20 protein-coding genes and 1 pseudogene are annotated in these 19,173 nt (G+C 51.6%); 2 read left to right on the top strand and 19 right to left on the bottom strand.

The genetic code is table 11. The features are described 5' to 3' along the window. Nucleotides 1-193: 193 nt before the first annotated feature. The 3 genes from I5P96_RS05350 to I5P96_RS05340 all read right to left on the bottom strand — a co-directional run bounded on the left by I5P96_RS05350 (nucleotide 194) and on the right by I5P96_RS05340 (nucleotide 4,357). Complete coding sequence (locus tag I5P96_RS05350) at nucleotides 194-2,269, bottom strand: PTS transporter subunit IIABC (protein ID WP_223383496.1); 2,076 nt, start codon at nucleotides 2,267-2,269, stop codon at nucleotides 194-196. 88 nt (nucleotides 2,270-2,357) lie between these two features. Next, nucleotides 2,358-3,206, bottom strand: a complete 849-nt coding sequence (locus I5P96_RS05345; protein WP_223383495.1) for a PRD domain-containing protein — start codon at nucleotides 3,204-3,206, stop codon at nucleotides 2,358-2,360. A gap of 794 nt (nucleotides 3,207-4,000) precedes the next feature. Continuing rightward, complete coding sequence (locus I5P96_RS05340) at nucleotides 4,001-4,357, bottom strand: sigma-70 family RNA polymerase sigma factor (RefSeq protein ID WP_263286904.1); 357 nt, start codon at nucleotides 4,355-4,357, stop codon at nucleotides 4,001-4,003. Between the two features lie 320 nt (nucleotides 4,358-4,677). Between I5P96_RS05340 and I5P96_RS05335 the strand changes: the two genes are divergently transcribed. Then, nucleotides 4,678-5,028 (top strand): multiprotein-bridging factor 1 family protein, encoded by a 351-nt coding sequence (locus tag I5P96_RS05335; protein ID WP_223383494.1) that lies wholly within the window; start codon nucleotides 4,678-4,680, stop codon nucleotides 5,026-5,028. 122 nt (nucleotides 5,029-5,150) lie between these two features. Next, nucleotides 5,151-6,932, top strand: coding sequence for an AAA family ATPase (locus I5P96_RS05330; protein WP_223383493.1), 1,782 nt, complete (start codon nucleotides 5,151-5,153; stop codon nucleotides 6,930-6,932). Nucleotides 6,933-7,086: 154 nt separating this feature from the next. Here the strand turns inward: I5P96_RS05330 and I5P96_RS05325 are convergent, their stop codons facing one another. The 16 genes and pseudogenes from I5P96_RS05325 to I5P96_RS05250 form a co-directional block, all read right to left on the bottom strand. Further along, the gene (locus tag I5P96_RS05325) at nucleotides 7,087-8,163 is read right to left on the bottom strand and encodes a hypothetical protein (RefSeq protein WP_411703491.1); all 1,077 of its coding nucleotides are present in this window, start codon (nucleotides 8,161-8,163) and stop codon (nucleotides 7,087-7,089) included. A 133-nt stretch (nucleotides 8,164-8,296) separates the two neighbouring features. Continuing rightward, nucleotides 8,297-8,611: a hypothetical protein gene (locus I5P96_RS05320; protein WP_223383491.1), complete on the bottom strand. Its 315-nt coding sequence runs from the start codon at nucleotides 8,609-8,611 to the stop codon at nucleotides 8,297-8,299. Continuing rightward, nucleotides 8,593-9,126 (bottom strand): AbrB/MazE/SpoVT family DNA-binding domain-containing protein, encoded by a 534-nt coding sequence (locus I5P96_RS05315; protein ID WP_223383490.1) that lies wholly within the window; start codon nucleotides 9,124-9,126, stop codon nucleotides 8,593-8,595. Before I5P96_RS05315 ends, I5P96_RS05320 begins: the two co-directional genes overlap by 19 nt. Before the next feature lie 179 nt (nucleotides 9,127-9,305). Continuing rightward, entirely contained in the window at nucleotides 9,306-9,542 is a 237-nt protein-coding gene (locus I5P96_RS05310) for a hypothetical protein (RefSeq protein WP_005922522.1), read from the bottom strand. A gap of 60 nt (nucleotides 9,543-9,602) precedes the next feature. After that, a complete protein-coding gene (locus tag I5P96_RS05305; RefSeq protein ID WP_097785024.1) occupies nucleotides 9,603-9,986 on the bottom strand; it encodes a type II toxin-antitoxin system PemK/MazF family toxin in 384 nt (127 codons plus the stop codon). An 85-nt stretch (nucleotides 9,987-10,071) separates the two neighbouring features. Next, nucleotides 10,072-10,869, bottom strand: a complete 798-nt coding sequence (locus I5P96_RS05300) for a DUF6551 family protein (protein ID WP_223383489.1) — start codon at nucleotides 10,867-10,869, stop codon at nucleotides 10,072-10,074. After that, nucleotides 10,866-11,987 (bottom strand): hypothetical protein, encoded by a 1,122-nt coding sequence (locus I5P96_RS05295; RefSeq protein WP_223383488.1) that lies wholly within the window; start codon nucleotides 11,985-11,987, stop codon nucleotides 10,866-10,868. The genes I5P96_RS05300 and I5P96_RS05295 overlap by 4 nt, the downstream gene beginning before the upstream one ends. Next, the gene (locus I5P96_RS05290) at nucleotides 11,968-12,210 is read right to left on the bottom strand and encodes a hypothetical protein (RefSeq protein ID WP_223383487.1); all 243 of its coding nucleotides are present in this window, start codon (nucleotides 12,208-12,210) and stop codon (nucleotides 11,968-11,970) included. The genes I5P96_RS05295 and I5P96_RS05290 overlap by 20 nt, the downstream gene beginning before the upstream one ends. Nucleotides 12,211-12,754: 544 nt before the next feature. After that, nucleotides 12,755-12,910 carry a hypothetical protein gene (locus tag I5P96_RS05285; RefSeq protein ID WP_223383486.1) on the bottom strand — a complete coding sequence of 52 codons (156 nt, stop codon included), beginning with the start codon at nucleotides 12,908-12,910 and terminating at the stop codon, nucleotides 12,755-12,757. Nucleotides 12,911-12,921: 11 nt separating this feature from the next. Next, a pseudogene (locus I5P96_RS05280) lies at nucleotides 12,922-13,377 on the bottom strand ((deoxy)nucleoside triphosphate pyrophosphohydrolase). A 21-nt stretch (nucleotides 13,378-13,398) separates the two neighbouring features. Then, nucleotides 13,399-14,592, bottom strand: a complete 1,194-nt coding sequence (locus I5P96_RS05275) for a Fic family protein (RefSeq protein ID WP_223383485.1) — start codon at nucleotides 14,590-14,592, stop codon at nucleotides 13,399-13,401. Nucleotides 14,593-14,729: 137 nt separating this feature from the next. Continuing rightward, nucleotides 14,730-15,242, bottom strand: coding sequence for an NAD(+) diphosphatase (locus I5P96_RS05270; RefSeq protein ID WP_223383484.1), 513 nt, complete (start codon nucleotides 15,240-15,242; stop codon nucleotides 14,730-14,732). Nucleotides 15,243-15,244: 2 nt separating this feature from the next. Continuing rightward, nucleotides 15,245-15,736: an HD domain-containing protein gene (locus I5P96_RS05265; RefSeq protein ID WP_223383483.1), complete on the bottom strand. Its 492-nt coding sequence runs from the start codon at nucleotides 15,734-15,736 to the stop codon at nucleotides 15,245-15,247. Nucleotides 15,737-15,792: 56 nt separating this feature from the next. Continuing rightward, the gene (locus I5P96_RS05260; protein WP_118552617.1) at nucleotides 15,793-16,029 is read right to left on the bottom strand and encodes a hypothetical protein; all 237 of its coding nucleotides are present in this window, start codon (nucleotides 16,027-16,029) and stop codon (nucleotides 15,793-15,795) included. Between the two features lie 154 nt (nucleotides 16,030-16,183). Further along, the gene (gene ade, locus I5P96_RS05255) at nucleotides 16,184-17,923 is read right to left on the bottom strand and encodes an adenine deaminase (protein ID WP_223383482.1); all 1,740 of its coding nucleotides are present in this window, start codon (nucleotides 17,921-17,923) and stop codon (nucleotides 16,184-16,186) included. A 173-nt stretch (nucleotides 17,924-18,096) separates the two neighbouring features. Continuing rightward, entirely contained in the window at nucleotides 18,097-19,131 is a 1,035-nt protein-coding gene (locus tag I5P96_RS05250) for an alcohol dehydrogenase (protein WP_097782528.1), read from the bottom strand. Nucleotides 19,132-19,173 lie beyond the last annotated feature (42 nt).

The following is a 19,173-nucleotide window of genomic DNA, read 5'->3' as shown; positions in this document are numbered from 1 at the left end:
TCACAACTATTTATCTTATTATAATAAATCTTTACGCCGTTTTCAAGATGGAGCGGCTATTTTATCCGTAATTCAGACAACAAAAAATGAGATAGGCCCCCCTTTCGGGAAAGTCTATCTCATTTTTTCGTTGGGGCTATTTTGCAGCAGCCCCCCTTTATAACAACCCTGCCTTACAGTTGAAGAAAAACGCTTAGTGCTTCAGTTCCAGCAGCGCATCGCCCTGCTTTACGGTGCCACTGGCTTTAGCCGCGACAGCGGCATAGTCATCAGTGTTGCAGACAATGAGCGGTGTGGTCACAGGATAGCCTTCGGCCTTAATGGCTTCCAGTTCAAAGCGGATCAACGGCTGACCTTTCTTCACCTTATCGCCCTCGTTGACGAGGTAGGTAAAGTGCTTGCCACCCAGCTTGACCGTATCGATGCCGATGTGCATCAGCAGTTCGGCACCGTCAGTCGTGGTCATGCCTACGGCATGGTGGGTCTCAAAGGTGGAGGAGATCTCACCGTCAGCAGGTGCCACCAGTTCACCATCGGTGGGCTCAATGGCAATGCCGTCGCCCAGTGCACCGCTGGCAAAGGCTTCATCCTTCACATCGGCCAGCGGCACTACAGTGCCGTTCAGGCAGGCAGACAGCACGGTATCATTTGCTGCGTGGGCCGCCGGGGTCTTAGGTGCATTTTCCAGATAATCTTCCAGCTTTGCCTTGATGACGGCCACCTTGGGGCCGTATACCACCTGCACACCGTTGCCCTTGCAGATCACGCCGGAGGCACCGGAGGCCTTGAGCACATCCTGTTTGACCAGCGCAGCGTCCTTGACGGTGCAGCGCAGGCGGGTGGCACAGCAGTCCACGTCGGACAGATTAGCGGTACCGCCCAGACCTTCCACGATCAGGGCGCTGACCGGATCATCCCCTGCGGGGGCGGTGCTGCCGGAAGCGGCGCTGCGGGCGTTCACGTCCGCACGGGTGTACAGCTTGACTTCCTCGGCATCATCGCGGCCCGGGGTCTTGTAGTCAAACTTGGAGATCATAAAGCGGAAAATGATGTAGTACAGTACAAAGTACACCGCGCCGACCACGACCACCCACACCCAGTGGGTCTTGGCGTTGCCCTGCATCACACCGAACAGCACCAAGTCGATGAGACCGCCGGAGAAGGTCATGCCCACACCCACATTCAGGATGTGCATCAGCATGAAGGACAGACCTGCCAGCACGCAGTGCACTGCGTACATGGGCAGTGCCACAAAGATAAAAGTAAATTCCAGCGGCTCGGTGATGCCGGTGAGGAAAGCGGTCAGGGCTGCGGAAAGCAGCAAGCCGCCTGCCACCTTTTTCTTTTCCGGCTTGGCGCACTGGTACATCGCCAGCGCTGCGCCGGGCAGACCGAACATCATAAAGGGGAACTTACCGGCCATGAAACGGGTAGCGCTGACCGAGAACACCGTGGTAGACTTGGAAGCCAGCTCGGCAAAGAAGATGTTCTGTGCGCCGGTCACGGTGACGCCATCGACGATGGCGGTGCCGCCCACAGCAGTCTGCCAGAACGGCATATAGAACACATGGTGCAGCCCGAAGGGGATCAGCGCACGCTCCAGCAGGCCGTAAATAAAGGTACCTGCGTAGCCGGAAGCCAGTACCAGTGCACCCAGCGCGGCAATTCCGCTCTGCACCACCGGCCAGATATAGAACATGGCAATGCCGACCACCAAATACACGATGGAGCTGATGATGGGCACAAAGCGTGTACCGCCAAAGAAGGCCAGCACCTGCGGCAGCTCGATCTTATAGAACTTGTTGTGCAGCGCCGCCACGCCCAGACCGACCACGATGCCGCCGAACACACCCATTTGCAGGGTCGTGATGCCCAGCATGGTGGTGGTGGAGTTGGCAGGCATCGCTTCTACGCCGCCTGCCGCATTGATCATGGCCTGAATGGCTGTATTCATAATGATATAGGCCACTGCGCCGGACAGGGCCGCGACCTCTTTTTCCTTGCGGGCCATGCCGATGGCCACGCCCATGGCGAACAGCAGCGCCAGATTGTTGAACACGGCGCTGCCAGTCTGGCTCATCACGTCCAGAATGGTGTAGATCAGGGTACCGGGGTGGATGACGCTGTTCAGGCCATAGGCCGCCAGCATGGTTTCGTTGGTGAACGAGCTGCCGATACCCAGCAGCAGGCCCGCTACAGGCAGCAGTGCAATGGGCAGCATAAAGCTGCGTCCCACGCGCTGCAGCACGCCAAAGATCTTGTCTTTCATCTTCAGTTCTCCTTTTCTCAAGTTCGTATCCAGCATATATATCCACACAGGAAAGACCTGTGAAGAATCAAAGGTGAAGCAAGAAAGCTTACTTCCCCATCCGAATCCGTTTCAGATGGATCGTAAGGAACACCAGTTCCTCGTCCGAAAGCTCCTTGTGCCAGGTGTTGCGGACATACTCCGCAATGCAGCAGGCGCATTTGTAGTGTTCGCTGCAATTGCGGGCGATCAGGGCGCGGAACACTTCGTCGTGGGTATCGTTTTCCTGCTCCTGTTTTCCTTGAAATACGCGCTGTGCAAAAAAGCGCAAATGCACGGTAAAGCGGCTGAAATCCAGTGCATCCCGGTCAAAATGGCAGTTGTAAAAGTATTCCACTACCTGCACGCAGCCATCCACAAAGCGGGTGACATCGTTCACCACGCTCATGGTGGTGTTGAGCTCTGCGTTGACGATGTGCAGCGCAATGAAGCCGCCCTCGTCGTCCGAAAGGTCTGCATGGCAGCGCTGGCGGATGGCGGCAAGGCACTCCATGCCAAGGCGATACTCTTCCGGGTAGAATTCCCGAATGGGAGCCATCAGCGGGTTGGAAAAGCGAATCCCCTGCTCGCTGCGCTGGATGGCAAAACTGATGTGGTCGGCCAGCGTGATGAGCAGGCTCTCGTTCAGCGGGTAGTTCACCCGGCTGCGGATCATTGCCACCAGCTCATCGGTGAGCAGCAGATGCTCATACGGGATCTGTTCCAGAAGTTCCACCAACTTCTGCTGCACGGCAGGGCTGGTCATGCGGTAGCTGCGCTCCACGGTTTCAGCCTCAATTTTATAGCCCGGCTTAACGCCAAAGCCCAGACCGCGCCCGGTGACGATCAACTCACAGCCCGTGGGGTCCACCACGCGCAGAATGTTGTTGTTGATCGGTTTTTTGACGGTATATTGCATTGTTTCTCCTCCTCAGGTTGAAAAAGGCAATAAAAAAAGACCACTCTCGACACAGCAAACATACCGAAGGCTGAAACACGCTTTCGGCTTGTGCTATGCAGAGTTGGTCTAGCCCGCCAAACGGTAACAATCCAACGACGCTGCTCACGTACAATTTTCTTTTTTGTAAAGCACGAACAAATTAAACACTTAAATGGAAATTTATTCTATGCTTAGTTACAATACCATATTCTTTGTGGAGTGTCAAGATAGAAACGGGGGTTCTTTTTGACTTTGTCAATTTTACCCAAACTCAGGTGATTTTCTACAGCAAATTGACAAGTAAGAATATTCCTTTTTTGCTTTATATGTGCCGTTGTTTTCAATCGAGATTATTGCGGAGAAAGCTGAGCTCCATCTCGTAACTTATCACCTTCACAAAAAACGGTCAAGAATTGCTGCCCTATATACAAAAAAGCCGCCGAGGACACCTCCACAATGGGAAGAGTCCTCGGCGATATTTGTTTATCGGGTCTGGGTTTTCTTGGTGGTGTCCTTTTCAGGTCACTTGCTTATGGAATCTTTTTTTCGCGTTTTGCGGCAAACTTCTCTGTTATACTCCAAACACTGTTTTCATGGTATGTTCCATAAAAGATCGGATCGCCTGCTGGCTGTACCCGTTTTCGGATGCATTGACGATATAATCTGCCTCAATCAAAATCTGGTAGTCGATGCCGTTGATCTGCTCCGGTCTATGGTGGTGCCCCACCAGATAAGCCACCCGGTTCACAGGATATATTCCATCTGCCGTTCCTTTATTCTCCCGGTGATTCTTGAGGCCAGCCTTTGCGCAACTGATCCAGTGCGTGGGTCTCGAGCCTTGAGACATAACTTCTGCTGATCTGGAGCAGCTTTGCTGTCTCCAGCTGGGTCAGCGGCGGCTGACCGGCCAGGCCGTACCGCAGCAGGATCAGCTTCCGTTCCCGCGCCGGCAGCCCTTCGATGAGCTGCCGCAGCCGCCGGGCCTCGTCCTGCTGCTCACAGCTGTCCTCCATGCAGAAGCCGTCCTGCAGCACGTCCGAGAGGGTCAGTGCGCTGTCCTCCTTTCCCGCTTCCAGTGTTTCCTGCAGGGAAACGACCACACCATTTCTGCGCTCCCTGCGAAAATGCATCCGCAGCTCATTTGCTATCCTCTCCCCAGCGCACTTTGGGATGGAAAAGAGAATCCACCTCTTTCACGCAATGACGCATCTACGTCAAAATAGATTTTTTTGGAGCCGAGAGAGCGGTTCCTTTTTTCTACTTCAGAGGGTGTCATGTGAGGGTCGTGGTCTAACCCCTCTATACATCTTACAGGTAACTTTGGCAGGCCCCCGCACCACCGTAGAGGCGCAGGCGTTCTACCGTATGTACCATTCTTACGCCGACATCCCGAACCCATGGGACCGTCTGCGTTGGTGCCGCTATGGTCTTGACCTGCTGCAAAAAGAGGTTGCTGCCATGGTGGGCATGGAGGAATGGCTCTATCGGGATCTGGAAAGCGGGCGCATTTCACCGCAGCTTCACGCCCGAACTTGCGGACAAGCTCGCCGCCCTTTACGGCATCCCGGTGGAGGATATTCTGGACGACTACACCCTGTTTCTGCACCGGGGCAGAGGAGACTTCCTCCGCAGATACCGGGAGACAAAAGGCTGGAACCGTCAGCAGCTTGCCGACCATACCAAGGTAGGCAGGACAAGTATTCGCTGCTGGGAGACCGGACAGAAAACCATCAGCCAAAAGTGTTTCCGGCTTCTGGCCGAAAATCTTGGGCCCGATTTTCTTTCTATGCTTCGCATGTGAGGTATGGTAATTTTTCTCCGGTCAAAAGAATTTTTCATTATACCCCTTTATACCCTTGTGTAAAAGGGTACAAGGGGGTATAATACTTATAGACGCTATTTCAACAGAATAGGAGGCACCTTATGGAACAGAGCGAATTGCAGGTTCACATGAACGAGTTGGCGCAAAAAATCGCCATGCTTCCTCCCGGTTCGATTGTAAAGAAAACTGTAACCGGGCGCGAATATTATTATCATCGCTGGACAGAAAATAAGAAGCGCCATGAAAAGTACATCCCCGCTGAAGTGTTAGATTCTTTTCGCGCACAGATTGAGCAGCGAAAAGAGTTAGAGCAGGAGCTGAAGGCACTGAAAAAGATGTTGCCGAAGGCAGCACCGACTCACGTTGCTGCTTTTACCACAAATGTCCGCATTGGTGCCGCTCTGCGCACATTCTCTGCTTCTGTCAAACGATACAAAAAACGAGAGTGCTTTCAACAGTTGCATAATTTTCTATACGGTGAAGCACAGGACAAAGTTTTTATTCTCTATGGTTTGCGCAGAACCGGAAAAACAACTATGATTCGGCAAGCCCTCGCCGAAATGAATGATACAGACTTGATGAAGTCTGCATTCATCCAAATCACTGCTCAGGATACGCTTGCTGCCTTAAATACCGACTTAAAGGTTTTGGAATCGCAGGGCTTTCAATATGTATTCCTGGATGAAGTCACCCTGCTGGACGATTTCATCGAGGGTGCTGCACTGTTTTCTGATATTTTTGCAGCAAGCGGCATGAGAATTGTACTTTCAGGCACAGACTCTCTCGGCTTTCTGTTTACCGAGGACGAACAGCTTTATGACCGTTGTATTCTTCTGCACACTACCTTTATTCCCTACCGCGAATTTGAATCCGTTCTGGGGATTCACGGCATTGATGAATACATCCGTTATGGCGGTACAATGAGCCTTGGCGGTGTTCATTATAATGAGAGCTCCACATTTGCCAGCAAAGAACGCGCCGATGAATATGTAGACACAGCCATCGCGCATAACATTCAACACTCTTTGCGCTGCTATCAATATGAAGACCATTTCCGAAATTTACGCGACCTATACGATAAAAATGAGTTAACCAGTGCCATCAATCGCGTTGTCAAAGATATCAATCACCGCTTTACGCTGGAGGTATTAACACAGGATTTCAAATCTCATGATCTCGGTGTTTCCGCAAACAACCTTCGCCGGGACCGCAGCAATCCTATAGACATCCTCGACCACATTGATCTTTCTGCGGTAACAGACCGTTTACGGGATCTTCTGGAAATTCTCAACAAATCAGAACAAACTGTGGTTTTGGATGAAGACCATGCAGCAGAAATCAAAGAATATCTGGACCTATTGGATCTCACACGGGATATTGATATCCGTCATCTTCCAAAGGTAAATACGAAGTCCACTCGAACCGTTATCGCTCAACCCGGTCTCCGTTACGCTCAGGCATCCGCACTGATTCACAGTCTTCTTCTGGATGAAACCTTCAGTGCCCTCTCCCTGCCGGAACGCACTGCCGTACAAGAGCGTATTCTCACTGAGATCAAAGGACGAATGCTGGAAGACATTGTTCTTTTGGAAACCAAGATAGCAAACCCCGGAAAGGAAGTTTTTGTACTTCAGTTTCCTATTGGTGAATTTGATATGGTGGTGTTCGATCCTGCCGCCGGTTCCTGCCAGATTTTTGAGATCAAGCACAGTAGGGAAATCGCCCCATTCCAATACCGCCATTTGATCGACTCTGAAAAATGTGCCCAAACAGAACATCGCTATGGTCCCATCACCGGAAAATTTGTTCTCTACCGTGGTGAAGATCAGATCCTGAACGGCATCCAATACCAAAACGTTGAAGAATACCTTCGAAATCTTTAAGGCCCGATTTTCCATCTATGCTTCGCATGTGAGGTATGGTAATTTTTCTCCGGCCAAACGAAAAAGCTCGTCTGCAAGCCACGATATGTGGCAGCGCAGACGGGCTTTCGTTATGGAATCATTCTGTTTCAATTATTCTGATATTCGCTCTGACTTACATGGCGTTCCGTAAAACACGCAGTCGTTCTTCAAACGTTGCTTTCCATGCCGGATGCTTGGAGAATACGGTGTGCTCCACCTGACGGACTTGGTTCAGTCCGATGTTCCGCACCGCTTCCACTGCAGCATCTTTTTGGCTCAGATGGCGTTTTCCCACGGTCAGACAGTTTGCGCCTTCTGGCGTGTCGTACTGCTGAAACGACCGGTTGAAGTCCATCAGGTCATGCAGACGGATGGGCTGATTGGTTTCGTTGTCTACCAGCAGACCCCAATTTTCCCAATGACGGTCGGTATTGCCCACCAGATAATCCAGAATGTTCATCATATAGTAGCTGGGAGCATCCAACTCTAAGATCTTATCCAGCGTGTTCCAATCATGGTTCGTGCAGTAGACGTCATAGGCTGCATAGGTCACAAGACTGTATCGCTGAGATGTCATGATTTTGCTGATAGAAACCGGCTCATTTTCAAACATCCCCTGCTCATACAGTACCTGATGGCAGTCAAAGCACCGGCAGATTTTGCTTGCCAGCACTTCACGTTCCACCGCTTCCCTGCCACCATCCTTGTAAAGATAGAAGCCATCCTCTTTTCGCACCCACGCCTTGGGGTACAAGCCGCCCGTAGACAGGTCATTTGCCAGAAGATGGGCGTTTGTCACCGTCATTTGGTGCCCCCGCAGCGCAATATCCACAAGCGCATTGCTTAAGGAGTGTGCAAAAAGGTTGATATCCTCGAATCGAATCTTCTCGTTTTCTTCTTTCACCCAGAACACATCCAGCAAAGACAGACAATGGTAGGATAATGCAATCTGTGCTCGTTCCCTGTCCGTAACACTCTGAGATGCACCGATACTGTTCAGGATTTCCTTGGCGTAGGTGCGATCCAACGTCAACATCCGGGAGGCGCACCAATAGTAAAAGTTCGTTACATTATTGATGCGCTCGTCAAAATCATCCGATTCCACCAGAACCAGATCATAGGGCATGAAATCCTCGAGGCAGACCCTGCATTCCCCTGTCGTGCTGAGTTGTGCCACACAGCTTTCCCGGTGCATGATCTCGTAAAACATGGTTTTCATCCCTCCCTGCGTTCTGTGTCTTGCTCTGTATTTATATTACCTTCTTTTTTCACGGGACGCAAGAGCTTTTACTTTTCAAAAAGCTTTTTCTGCTGCTCCATCAGGACGGTTTCGATACGCTCTTTCAGCAAAAAGCGGAACTGTTTTGGGTAATAGCATAGATATTTATCGAGGATCGTATCGAAACCACTCGTTTCAAGCCATGAACCTCAGCCGTATCGACCCAGTAATTTGCCACGGAGATTCCCGGCAGCCGAGCCGCATTCGTGAAATTGCGCAGAACTTCACTGGAAACGGCTTCAGCCAGTGCCTCAAAGCAGCCATCATCCACCTTATACCAGAGATTTTTCTCCGCATCGAACCATTTTTCCTGATTTCCGCGCGAAGTCGTCACCACAACCCTGTCGTTGGTATGCAGCGTCAAATAATTTCCAGCCATTTGTGATCCTCCGCCATTCTTCCCTGCGTCTTTTCAACAAGCAGAACCGGGTCATATTCCGGAACGCCAACAGCATCCAGATAGTAATCCAAGCCCTTTTGTGTTTTCGGAATGCATCGGTCTGCCAGAAAGGCCAGGAAGTCTTCCCACGAGGGCATTTCGTTCACACCAAACGCAGTATCCAGTATTTCGTCAACTTTGTTTTCGATGCAGATCTGCTCCGCTGTAAAATCTGCCAGGATCACGGTACACAGAACATCTCCGTCATAGTACCTGTATTCTTTCAGCCGATGACCTTTCTGTTCTGCATTTCTGCGAAACACTTCCGGGTCTGTGGATGCAAGCGGTCGGACGGTGATTTTTTCACCGTCAAAAGAAAGTTCTACCCGGTTATCTTTCTGGATTCCCATCGCACGAAGCCACACTGCCGGGAGATTGACCGAATACTTTTCTGCATTCTTCCCTGCTGTTCCCCCGGCTTTTCTTCTCATAATTTTCACGCTGCGACGATTCATGCACTTCACCTTCCCTTGCAAAAAGAATACCATATTGGCCGCCAACAATCAATGATTTTATTTTGTCAGCAAAATTCCAAAAACTTATGTAACACAAAAAGCCCCACGCTCAACACTGCCTCTGAATCTGACCGTCTCTGGTCAGAGCAGAAAAGCATATGTTGAGCGTGGGGCTTTGTTTATCGGCTCGGCTGCCAGCCGGGCTTTTGGTGTTCTTTGGGTTTGTAGGTTCCTTTGGTAGTATCGATCACCGCCTGCAGCAATTCGAGCTTCTGCCATGTGGGGCAGTTCAGACGGTCGATTTTTTCGATCACATAGTTGGCGTGGGCGGTTGCGACCCGTTTTCCGAGTTCGTCCCATCCCTCTTTCGTTTTGGGGTAATGTACCACCACTTCAATGGGGGCACTCTTTCGCATGGCTCACTCACCTCCGGTTACATCGCTATCACCTCATTTTTACGGGTTACTGGTTGTCCGCTATTCGCTGCGGTTTCCGCTCAGAACGTTCAGAGCCAGACTGACCAGCAAAGCCATATCAATGCGGAGCATTTCAGCCTTGCTGGCATAGCCCATAAAGCGTTCGATGCGGGATTTATCGATCGTGAAGATCTGCTCCAGAAGAATCATGGACGGTTCTTCAAAGGCCGGGTTAGAATCCACCAGCACATGGGTGGGCTGGTTTTTCTTCTTTTCCGTCCGGGTAGTAACAGTTGCAACGATCAATGTAGGCGAATGACGGTTTCCAATGTTGTTCTGCAGAACTACCACAGGGCGTTTCCCGCCCTGTTCCGAGCCGATATGCGGCTCCATGTCTGCATAGTAGATGTCTCCTCTGAGATATCTCCAATTGTTCGGTAACATAAAAATCAACCTCCTTTTTATGTAAGAAACAGCCGCCGCAGACGGATACCACGACGGCTGTTGTTCAGGAGGTAAAACGAAACTGTCAGTTTTTCAGCGGCAGACTCATCTCACGGCTGGCACCGTTATAGATACGAAGAATCTGCCGCATGTGGCGGTTTGCAGAACTTCCGGTGTCTTTCTGAGCCAGCTGCGTGATGGTTTTCGGGTGTGTCCTTGCCAGCTGCTGCACCAGCCGCTCCCGGCTGTACTCGCCCTCGTATACGGAGATGAAGCGGGCCACACCCCGGATTACACCGGCAAGGTAGGAATCCACATTGCCCTTCCACGCCTCGTTGATGATGTGAAGCATCTCGACGTAGCGCTCACAGCCATACTGCTTGTACAGCTCGTATGCCGTTCCGATGCAGTAGATTTTCCAGGGTGCCCGGATGCCGTCATAGGCAAATTCCGCACCGGCATTCGACGTGATCCCCACAAAGTAAAGTGCATCCGGGTTTTCGGCCACCAGATTTGCACGAAGGCGTTCGCCCGCCGTCAGGCATGTAGCATTGCCGGTCTGAATCGCAAACAGCGTTGCTTCGTCTTCTTTGGTAAGGCCGTAAAAGACTTTGCAGCGAATCGTCACATCCTTGCCACCGTTGCAGGTTCGACGGGCTTCCACCGTGTTCTGCCCATCAAAAACATAGAAGCGCCCATCCCGGTAGCTGACCTTCGGCTCGTTCGCGATGTACTCCGAGAAGTTTTCCGCGATCTGCGAAACCTTCTCCATCCGCAGCATACGCTGATATTCAATACACGGGATCAGCAGTGCACTGTTTACCATCTGATAGGCAAACTTGCATTCAGGCAAAGTGTTCAGGTTCAGATTGGAATTCATCATAACTTTTCCTCCTTTATGGTTTTCAGATAGTTTGTCATCCGGTCAAGCAGTTCAAAAATGGTTTTTCGACAGGTTTTATCGGTCAGAACATCCGGGTGTTCCTGGAAAATAACATTCCACCGAAAGATAAACTCTTCCGTTGCTCCCTGCAGTTCGCACAGCATGATGGAGCCGGTTGCTGCTGCTTTATCCTGGTAACGGGCATCCACCGAGGCCTGCAGTCGGGCCTTGTCTTCTTCGGACAAGTGCCGTTTATGACCCTGTATGCTCTGAAGAAAACTTGGTGGCGCATTGCTGGTCGGCTCAATTTCCTCTTCCGGTGGGGACTCGGTGATCGTTTCCTGTACCGGCGTTTCCGGCTGTTCTGCCTGCGACGTCGTGTTGTTTTCCGTTGCCGTTGGCTTTTTCTTCTGCGGTGCAGACTTTGGCTTCGGTGGTGGCTTGCTCGGCTTCAGACGTTCGAGGACCGTATCATCACGGTCACTCTTTTTCTTCTTGAGTTCCTCAAGAATTGCCGGGCGTTCTTCCTTTGGAATTGAAGCAAGCGCTACGATTTGTTCATCCGTCGCCTTGATATGCCCGGTCAGGATCTCTTCCTGCGCACCGGGCACCGCTTCTTCCGCAGCATCAATGCCTCGTGAATACTTTTCGGCACGTCGTACCGTCGCAGACCCAACACCATGTTCTACGGCGATTCGTTCGCAAGTGCGTTTTTCTGAATCGATGTGATCATTTTGATCACATCGATTTACTTTATTGCAATTTCCGGGCTGCCCGCCCACTGCCAGCTTGGTTGATTCATACTCCTTGCCCAGAAGAAACTTCTTTCGTTCTGGGCTGAGATTTCTGCGGCCAAGCTGATTTTTGCAGATCCATGCAAGCGCTTCGTACTTGTTCGCAAGCTGGATTTCTTCCACTTCAAACTTGATAAAGCCGTGCTTTTTCAGGATGCGGTAGCGGGTGTGCCCATCCAGAATGTAGCCATTCCATGTGATGATGGGATTCAGAAGACGACCCTCGGCAATGATGTTCTGCTCAAGCTGCTGTTCTTCCTCAAACTGCAGCGGCGGAATTTTGCTTTGGAACTCCGGGTCAATTTTAAGCTGGCTCAGTTTCACGTCGGTTCTCCTTTCCGGTCATTTTCGATTTACGGACAACGGGCTGAACGTAGTAGTCAAACCCATATCGTGTCTGGCAATACGTGCAGACATCCTTGACGAGCTGCCTGGGGTCGGCTCTGCGGAGCCGGACGCCCTTTGCGTCCAAAAATGCCTCTCGGCAGACGGCGCACAAAGTTGTCAGGGTGGATTCATCCACCTTTTTTGTGGTCTTGCGGTTCATTTGCGTACTCCTTTTCGCTGATATATAAAAACGCCGTCCGTGGTTACCCTCGAACGGCGTTTGGAAAAGGTTTTGTATGGTTTCTCTTAATTTGCCCCCGGCACCCCTGAGAAAGGGAAACAATCAGGCGTTGGATTTGCACCACTCCATTGGCCTCTCGGCCACCCCGTCTTCTTTATGACCGGGCCGCGAATTACGGAAGTATCATTATCTGGAAGTACCTGAAGCTGCATATTCAATTTTCAAGGTCCGCCCGGCTGCGGCTCCCGCTCCCTTTCGGAGGTGGGCCGCTGCCGTGACAATAGTGTATCGTACTTTCGAGCAAAAGTTTATGGACTCGTAGTCCAAGTCACCCACCCTCTTAGTCCATGTATTGTATACAACAGTCCCAAAAAGCAAAAAAATCCCGCCTGAAAAGCAAAACCTTCGCTTTGCCCTCAGACGGGATGTCTTTCGACACGACTGTTATAAATTCAAAAAAGCTCTTGACCTGAAGTCAACTTTAAGGATTATACTGAACCTGTCAGAAAAATTTTTGCCGCTCTTATGCGGCAGGCAGGATGATAAAGGAGAATTCTCTGCACACCAACTTTTTATGCTCTGCCCACCTTGTTTCGCTGTAGTGATCGTCTGATACCATTGCTGTTCCCGTAGCGGCTTTCACCAGCAGCGTCATGGGACGGCCCAGTTCATCTTTCATTCCGGGAATCCTCAGCATCTCTGCAGAGGTTCGTTGTCATATTCGCTGGTATGGAGTGGTTTCACTGGCTGCATTGAACTTCTGATAATATCCAAAATGGTCTGATCCGCCGGAAGCCACGGAACGGAATCAATGTCATCTTTTGTCAGTCACCGCGCAGCTTCCGCTTCTTTCAGCACAAGCTCGCCGGAAACCACTTCACACCAGAAGCAGTCCATGGAAAGATGAAACGCCGGATACTCGTACTCGATTGTACCAATTAAATCCTCCACGGCGATTTCCGTGTCCAGTTCTTCTTCAATTTCCCGCTTCAGAGCCTGCTGCGGGGTTTCACCCGGCTCGATTTTGCCGCCCGGAAACTCCCATTGACCCTTGTAGTCACCATAACCGCGGGCGGTAGCGTAGATTTTGCGCTTTTCCTGCATGGAGTCGCAAATCACAGCGGCCACAACACGAATCGTTTTCATAACGTACTCCTTTTGGATTCATTATAATGGCCGACCGTCAGAAGTCCCACCGACATGATAGAACACCCTGTTTCCTGCTTTTCTTGCAGTAAGCAGCCCCATCTCATGGAATTTCATCACAAACGTCCGAATGGTTGCATACGCAGCGTTTCGGAAATCCTTTTCCAGCTGCTTTGTGGTAAACTCCTCTGCACCATAAGCAGACAGAACATGCTCCCAGAGCAGCCGTTCTTTTTCTGTGATTTTTCCTTCCGCAAGAGCAGTTTGATATACCTCAAGATCAGTTTTCGGCGGGACTGCATCCACCTGCAGGCGGTTATAGACCTCATTGCAGAAGTAGAACAGAAAGGGAGTCACATCCGTATAGCCGGAAATCAGAGCATTTCTCTCCACGCGTTCGTAGGCTTTGTAATATACGCCCTTGTTTTCAGCGATGTATCGGGAAAACGGCGTGAACAGTGCCGCAGGATAGCCCTGCTGAACAAGATACCAGAGGTGGAATAGCCGTGCGGTGCGTCCATTCCCGTCAAAATAGGGGTGGTAGTGCGCAAAGGCAAAGTGCAGAATGGCAGCCTTATGCAGCTCATTGATGCCGTCATTGGCATTCGCAAAATCGACAAGACATTTCATGGCACCGGGAAGCCGCTCTGCCGGAAGTCCCGGTCTGGGTTCTTCACCGCCCACAATAAAAACCTCGCCATGCCGATAAAAGTGGTTTGGCAGTAATCGATCTTCATCCGGGAGATAATCCCCTGTGCTGATCTGATATAGGTGATGCAGATTCTCCTCGGTGATCCTATTCTGACGATTCACGATAAACTCCAGTCCGCGCTTCATACCATAGATGCGGGCTTCTTGTTCATCACGAGGGGCATAACCATCGAGGATATAACGGATACTGCTGCGGGTCGAGCGGATACTTTCAATTTGAAAAGTCGCATAAATTTCCTCGGTCATCGCCGACAAACCGAAGTTTTGTCCACTGACCGGGACAGAGAGCAACTGCTTCATACCATTTGTTGAAATTTGCGCGAGGTTCGGCAGGTAAAACAACTTATTTCCAGAAAAATCAGTCAACGGCAGAGGCTGCGCAAAGTTTTGCCGCAGCAATTCGGCAAATTCTTTGACGCTGACAGTCGAGTACTTGTATTCCATCCGATTGAGTTCAAACAAATGCTTATCTGAAAGCATTTTGGCAAACTGTGCCCCATCCATTCTGTCCACCTCGCAGTTGATACTTATTGATACTACATAGTATCAATATACCGATTCTTTATAAAAAAGTCAACCGAAACAGGCCGAACCAACTTTTTCCATACTTTCCGTCAAAATTCCCGTGGCACAGCCACGAATCACATCTCCATCGGCTTATTCCCCACTTCGTCCAGATACGCATTCAAAAATTCCGCTGCAAGGCTGTTGGGACGGATGTTTTCTCTGGCTTCCTGTGGGGTGAACCACTTGCAGCGGTCCACTTCGTGGTTGATATGCAGCGCCTTTGCGGTTCTGACGAAAGCCGTAAAGTTGCACATCAGCGTGTTAGACGGCTCAAAAAACTTGGTACGGTTGAACCGGAGGTGCTCTACTTCCAACCCGGTTTCTTCCCGGACTTCCCGCACCACGGCGTGTTCTTCTGCCTCACCGCGGTTCACATATCCAGCCACCAGAATATAAGAGGACTTGCCGTACTGCTGGATGAGCAGAATTTTCCCGGTTTCCTCATCCACAACAATCATGCTGACTGCCACATTGTACATCGGGAACCGGTATTGTTGGCATTTCGGGCAATAAGGCACAATGCCCTCTTCTTCCAGTTCTTTTTCAATCAATGCCGTACCGCATTCAAAGCAATGCTTCTGAATCATTTTTACACTCCAAACACTGTTTTTGTCAGCCGGATACCTGCTGCCGTCTTCATCGTATGTTCCATAAAGGTTCGGATTGCCTGCCGGCCGTACCCACTTTCGGACGCATTGACGATATAATCTGCCTCAATCAGAATCTGATAGTCAATGCCGTCGATCTGCGCCGGACTATGGTGGTGCCCTACCAGATAGGCCACCCGGTCGATCTGTTCTGCTGCCATGCCGGTATCCGCCAAGAACTCCCGCACCAGCGGGGCACCCTCCTGCTCCTGATATTTACCATTGGTGTTGCCGTACTTTTTGCGGCAGAGCGGGCAGGCGATATCGTGGGTGATGGCCGCCACCTCCAGAATAAACTGCGTGTCTGCGTCCAGCCCCTCCAGCTCACCAATGGTTTTAGCATAGGTCCACACACAGCTCAGGTGCGTGATGTCATGGATATTCCCTTCGGAAAAGGCGATCATCTTTTCCATGATCTGTGCAATGGTCATCATTTGTTTTCACTCCCGTTTTTAATACTTAAATGTTCACCTTGATAAACGCGAATTTGTCAACATCTTTCTTTTTTATCTTTTATATCGTCTTTTAACGATTTGATTTCTTCCAGAATGAGTTCAGTACAAACAACGATAAGACCTGCCAGAAGAACGATTCCGCCATAAATCGGATAGATAAAGGACTCTTGGACTCCACCGCCGATAACGCCAGACAAGAGTTGCCATACACCACCAAATGGCCAGATAACGAATGCAAATACCACAATCATCGTAATAATAGCTTTTTTCATTGCTCTTTACCTCCCGAAATTCCAATTTATCAAATAAGAATTTCCGTCAATTTTTCTCTTGATGCGGCTCGCTTCTAAGAGTAGGAACGAACTGTTCTGTTGCCGGAGACGGACCATTCGGGTCGGTCTCCGGCAGCATTTTTGTTATCGCGTATTAAAAAACAGCCGGAACGACTTTCTGCTGCGCTACATCGATGATGCCATAGGTATTCAGTCTGAGTTTTGGAATGACCGGAAGGCTGACGAAGGCGAGGGTCATAAAGATGCCGATATCTTCCGCTACACCATGTGCCTTGAGGGCATCGTTCAGCGCCTGCATTTTCGCCGCAACGCTCTCTGCACTTTCGGTGCTCATCAATCCGGCCACCGGAAGCGCAAGTTCTGCCACGACCTGTCCATCTGCCACAAACGCAAGTCCGCCTTTGTTTTTCCGCACAGTGTTGCCGGCCAACATCATATCGGTATCGTTGTCCCCTGCCACGATCAGGTTATGGGAATCATGTGCGATGCTCGATGCAACGGCTCCGCATTTCAGGCTGAAGTTTCCTAAAAAGCCAATGCCCACATGGCCGGAGTGATGATGCCGCTCAAAAACGGCCAGTTTTACGACGTTGTGTTCCGGGTCCACACCGGGAGCTTTGCCCGGATGCCGTTGGAACTGGATGATTTTTTCCTCCGTAAGCAGCTCGCCCCGGTTCAGGCAGATGACACGCTCCTGCTCCCCGCTTTCCCGAAGTTCCAGGTCCTGCAGTGTGATCTCATCCAGATCAAAGGAATCCATAACGTGGGAAAATCTCACACGGTCGATGTCAAGCGGTGCGGGTTTCAGCGTTTTTCCGTGCTCGGCCACCAGCGTGCCGTTCTTGTAAACCTGTTCGACCGTAAAGGATTCCAGATCAGGAACCACAACCAGATCTGCCCGGTACCCCGATGCTACGGCACCGCGCTGCTTGAACCCAAAATACTGTGCCGGGACCAGCGTTGCCATTTTGACGGCCACTGCCGGGTCTGCGCCCAGCCGGATCGCTTTACGGATGTTGGAATCGATGTGGCCGCTGTCCAGCAGGTCACCGGGGTGCTTATCATCCGTCACCAGCATACAGCGGCTGCAATAGGGCTCCCGGAACAGCGGCATCAGGGCCTCCATATTTTTGGCAGCCGTTCCTTCCCGGATCATGATGTATTGTCCGCGCCGGAGTTTTTCCATGGCTTCCTCGATGTTGGAGCACTCGTGATCGGACTGAACGCCTGCCGCAATATAAGCATTCAGGTCCTTATCGCTCAAGAGCGGTGCGTGTCCATCCACGATCTTTCCCGCTTCGGTGCAGTCGCGGATCTTCTGCAGGATCTTCGGGTCACAGCGCACCGTCCCGTAGGCATTCATCAGTTCCGCAAGCCCCAGCACACGGGGATCGCCGTAGTAAGGCCGGAGCTGTTCTGCGTTCAGCACCGCGCCGGATTCATCCAGATCCGTGGCCGGCACACAGGAGGGCAGCATGAAATAAACCGAAAGGGTCAGATTTTTTGTCGTTTCCAGCATAAAATCCAAGCCTTCCAGCCCCGCAACGTTCGAGATCTCGTGTGGGTCTGTGACCACCTCAGTGGTACCGTGGGGCAGCACTGCCTGCTCGAAAGCCGGACCACAGAGCATGGAGCTTTCGATGTGGATATGCCCATCGATCAGGCCCGGGCAGACATATTTGCCGCGCAGATCAACTTCTTTCCGGCCATGATACGTTCCCACGCCCACGATCGAATTTCCGCTGATGGCAATGTCAGCGGTGTCGATCTCATCGGTAAACACATTGACAATTCTGGCATTTTTCAAAACCAGATCGGCCAAAGCATCTCCTCTGCCTGCCGAGATCCTGCGTTTCAGCTCATCAGACTGCATAGAAACATCTCCTCTCTCTAAAGTTCGATTTTCTCACCTGTGGATTGGTTCTGCCCTTATTCTACCACGCCTTGCCGCTGCGGAAAAGATGTCGGGAAACAAAAATGGCCCCGGAGGGCTTGTTACAGCTCTCCGGGGCCACTTTATGTGCGTGTGTGACTTGGCGCAGACCGTCAGCACTCCACTGCCACCTTGATCACGCCGTCCCGTTTCTTTTCAAACAGCTCGTAGCCCTCTGCGATCCGGCGCAGGGGGTAGGTGTGGGTGATGAGCGGTTCGGTATCGATCTTGCCTTCTGCGATGAGACGCAGCGTTTCTTCACAATCGCAGCCGTCCACGCCGCCGGTCTTAAAGGTGAGGTTTTTGCCGTACATTTCCGGCAGCGGCAGGGTCTGTGCCTTATCGTACAGCGCCACCACCGTCACAACGGCGTTGGGCCGTGCACACTCCCATGCCAGCCGGAAGGTAGAGTCTGCCCCTGCCACCTCCAGCACCACATCGGCCCCGTCGTGGTCGCTGTGGGCACGCACAAAGGCGGCGCAGTCCTCCGGCTGCACGGTGAGCACCTGCGGGTAGTGCCGACGGATGAACTGCAGGCGGCTTGCGTCCTTTTCACAGACGATGATGCGCTTGGGGCTGTGCAGCATGACGCACAGCAGCGTGCAGATGCCGGTCGGCCCTGCACCGAGGATCAGCACGGTATCCTCGGGGGTGATCTCCGAGATGCGTGCCGCCCAAAAGCCGGTGGCCAGCACATCGCCCACCAGCAGCGCCTGCCGATCGGTGACGCCGTCCGGGATCTTGTTCAGTCCCTGATCCGCAAAGGGCACCCGGACATACTCGGCCTGCCCGCCGTCGATGCGGCAACCCAGCGCCCAGCCGCCGTTTTGATCGGTGCAGTTGTTCACAAAGCCTTTTTTGCAGAAAAAGCACTCTCCGCAGAAGGTCTCCACGTTCACCGTCACCCGGTCGCCGGGTTTCACATTGGTCACCGCACTGCCCACTTCTTCCACGATGCCCACCATCTCGTGCCCTACGGTGATACCGGGCACCGCCCGGGGCACGCTGCCATGCTTAATGTGCAGGTCGCTGGAGCAGATGCTGGCAAGGGTCACCTTTACAATGGCGTCTCGCTCGTGCTGCAGCACCGGCTTTGGTTTTTCCATCAGGGCAAACGTCCCCTCTGAAACATAGGTATAGGTCAGCATGCTTTTTACCTCCATGCGCTTTGATATTTCCGGACTTGAGTA

This window comes from Faecalibacterium prausnitzii, from assembly GCF_019967995.1.
GTDB classification, from domain to species: domain Bacteria; phylum Bacillota; class Clostridia; order Oscillospirales; family Ruminococcaceae; genus Faecalibacterium; species Faecalibacterium prausnitzii_E.
This window is presented reverse-complemented; position numbering and strand designations above follow the sequence as displayed.

What these genes read in the sequence shown, in the direction of transcription:
- I5P96_RS05350 (WP_223383496.1), bottom strand. Translation starts at nt 2,269, where the DNA reads ATGAAAGACAAGATCTTTGGCGTGCTGCAGCGCGTGGGACGCAGCTTT.
- I5P96_RS05345 (WP_223383495.1), bottom strand. Translation starts at nt 3,206, where the DNA reads ATGCAATATACCGTCAAAAAACCGATCAACAACAACATTCTGCGCGTG.
- I5P96_RS05340 (WP_263286904.1), bottom strand. Translation starts at nt 4,357, where the DNA reads ATGCATTTTCGCAGGGAGCGCAGAAATGGTGTGGTCGTTTCCCTGCAG.
- I5P96_RS05330 (WP_223383493.1), top strand. Translation starts at nt 5,151, where the DNA reads ATGGAACAGAGCGAATTGCAGGTTCACATGAACGAGTTGGCGCAAAAA.
- I5P96_RS05325 (WP_411703491.1), bottom strand. Translation starts at nt 8,163, where the DNA reads ATGTTTTACGAGATCATGCACCGGGAAAGCTGTGTGGCACAACTCAGC.
- I5P96_RS05320 (WP_223383491.1), bottom strand. Translation starts at nt 8,611, where the DNA reads ATGGCTGGAAATTATTTGACGCTGCATACCAACGACAGGGTTGTGGTG.
- I5P96_RS05315 (WP_223383490.1), bottom strand. Translation starts at nt 9,126, where the DNA reads ATGAATCGTCGCAGCGTGAAAATTATGAGAAGAAAAGCCGGGGGAACA.
- I5P96_RS05310 (WP_005922522.1), bottom strand. Translation starts at nt 9,542, where the DNA reads ATGCGAAAGAGTGCCCCCATTGAAGTGGTGGTACATTACCCCAAAACG.
- I5P96_RS05305 (WP_097785024.1), bottom strand. Translation starts at nt 9,986, where the DNA reads ATGTTACCGAACAATTGGAGATATCTCAGAGGAGACATCTACTATGCA.
- I5P96_RS05300 (WP_223383489.1), bottom strand. Translation starts at nt 10,869, where the DNA reads ATGATGAATTCCAATCTGAACCTGAACACTTTGCCTGAATGCAAGTTT.
- I5P96_RS05290 (WP_223383487.1), bottom strand. Translation starts at nt 12,210, where the DNA reads ATGAACCGCAAGACCACAAAAAAGGTGGATGAATCCACCCTGACAACT.
- I5P96_RS05285 (WP_223383486.1), bottom strand. Translation starts at nt 12,910, where the DNA reads ATGAAAGATGAACTGGGCCGTCCCATGACGCTGCTGGTGAAAGCCGCT.
- I5P96_RS05275 (WP_223383485.1), bottom strand. Translation starts at nt 14,592, where the DNA reads ATGGATGGGGCACAGTTTGCCAAAATGCTTTCAGATAAGCATTTGTTT.
- I5P96_RS05270 (WP_223383484.1), bottom strand. Translation starts at nt 15,242, where the DNA reads ATGATTCAGAAGCATTGCTTTGAATGCGGTACGGCATTGATTGAAAAA.
- I5P96_RS05265 (WP_223383483.1), bottom strand. Translation starts at nt 15,736, where the DNA reads ATGATGACCATTGCACAGATCATGGAAAAGATGATCGCCTTTTCCGAA.
- I5P96_RS05260 (WP_118552617.1), bottom strand. Translation starts at nt 16,029, where the DNA reads ATGAAAAAAGCTATTATTACGATGATTGTGGTATTTGCATTCGTTATC.
- ade (WP_223383482.1), bottom strand. Translation starts at nt 17,923, where the DNA reads ATGCAGTCTGATGAGCTGAAACGCAGGATCTCGGCAGGCAGAGGAGAT.
- I5P96_RS05250 (WP_097782528.1), bottom strand. Translation starts at nt 19,131, where the DNA reads ATGCTGACCTATACCTATGTTTCAGAGGGGACGTTTGCCCTGATGGAA.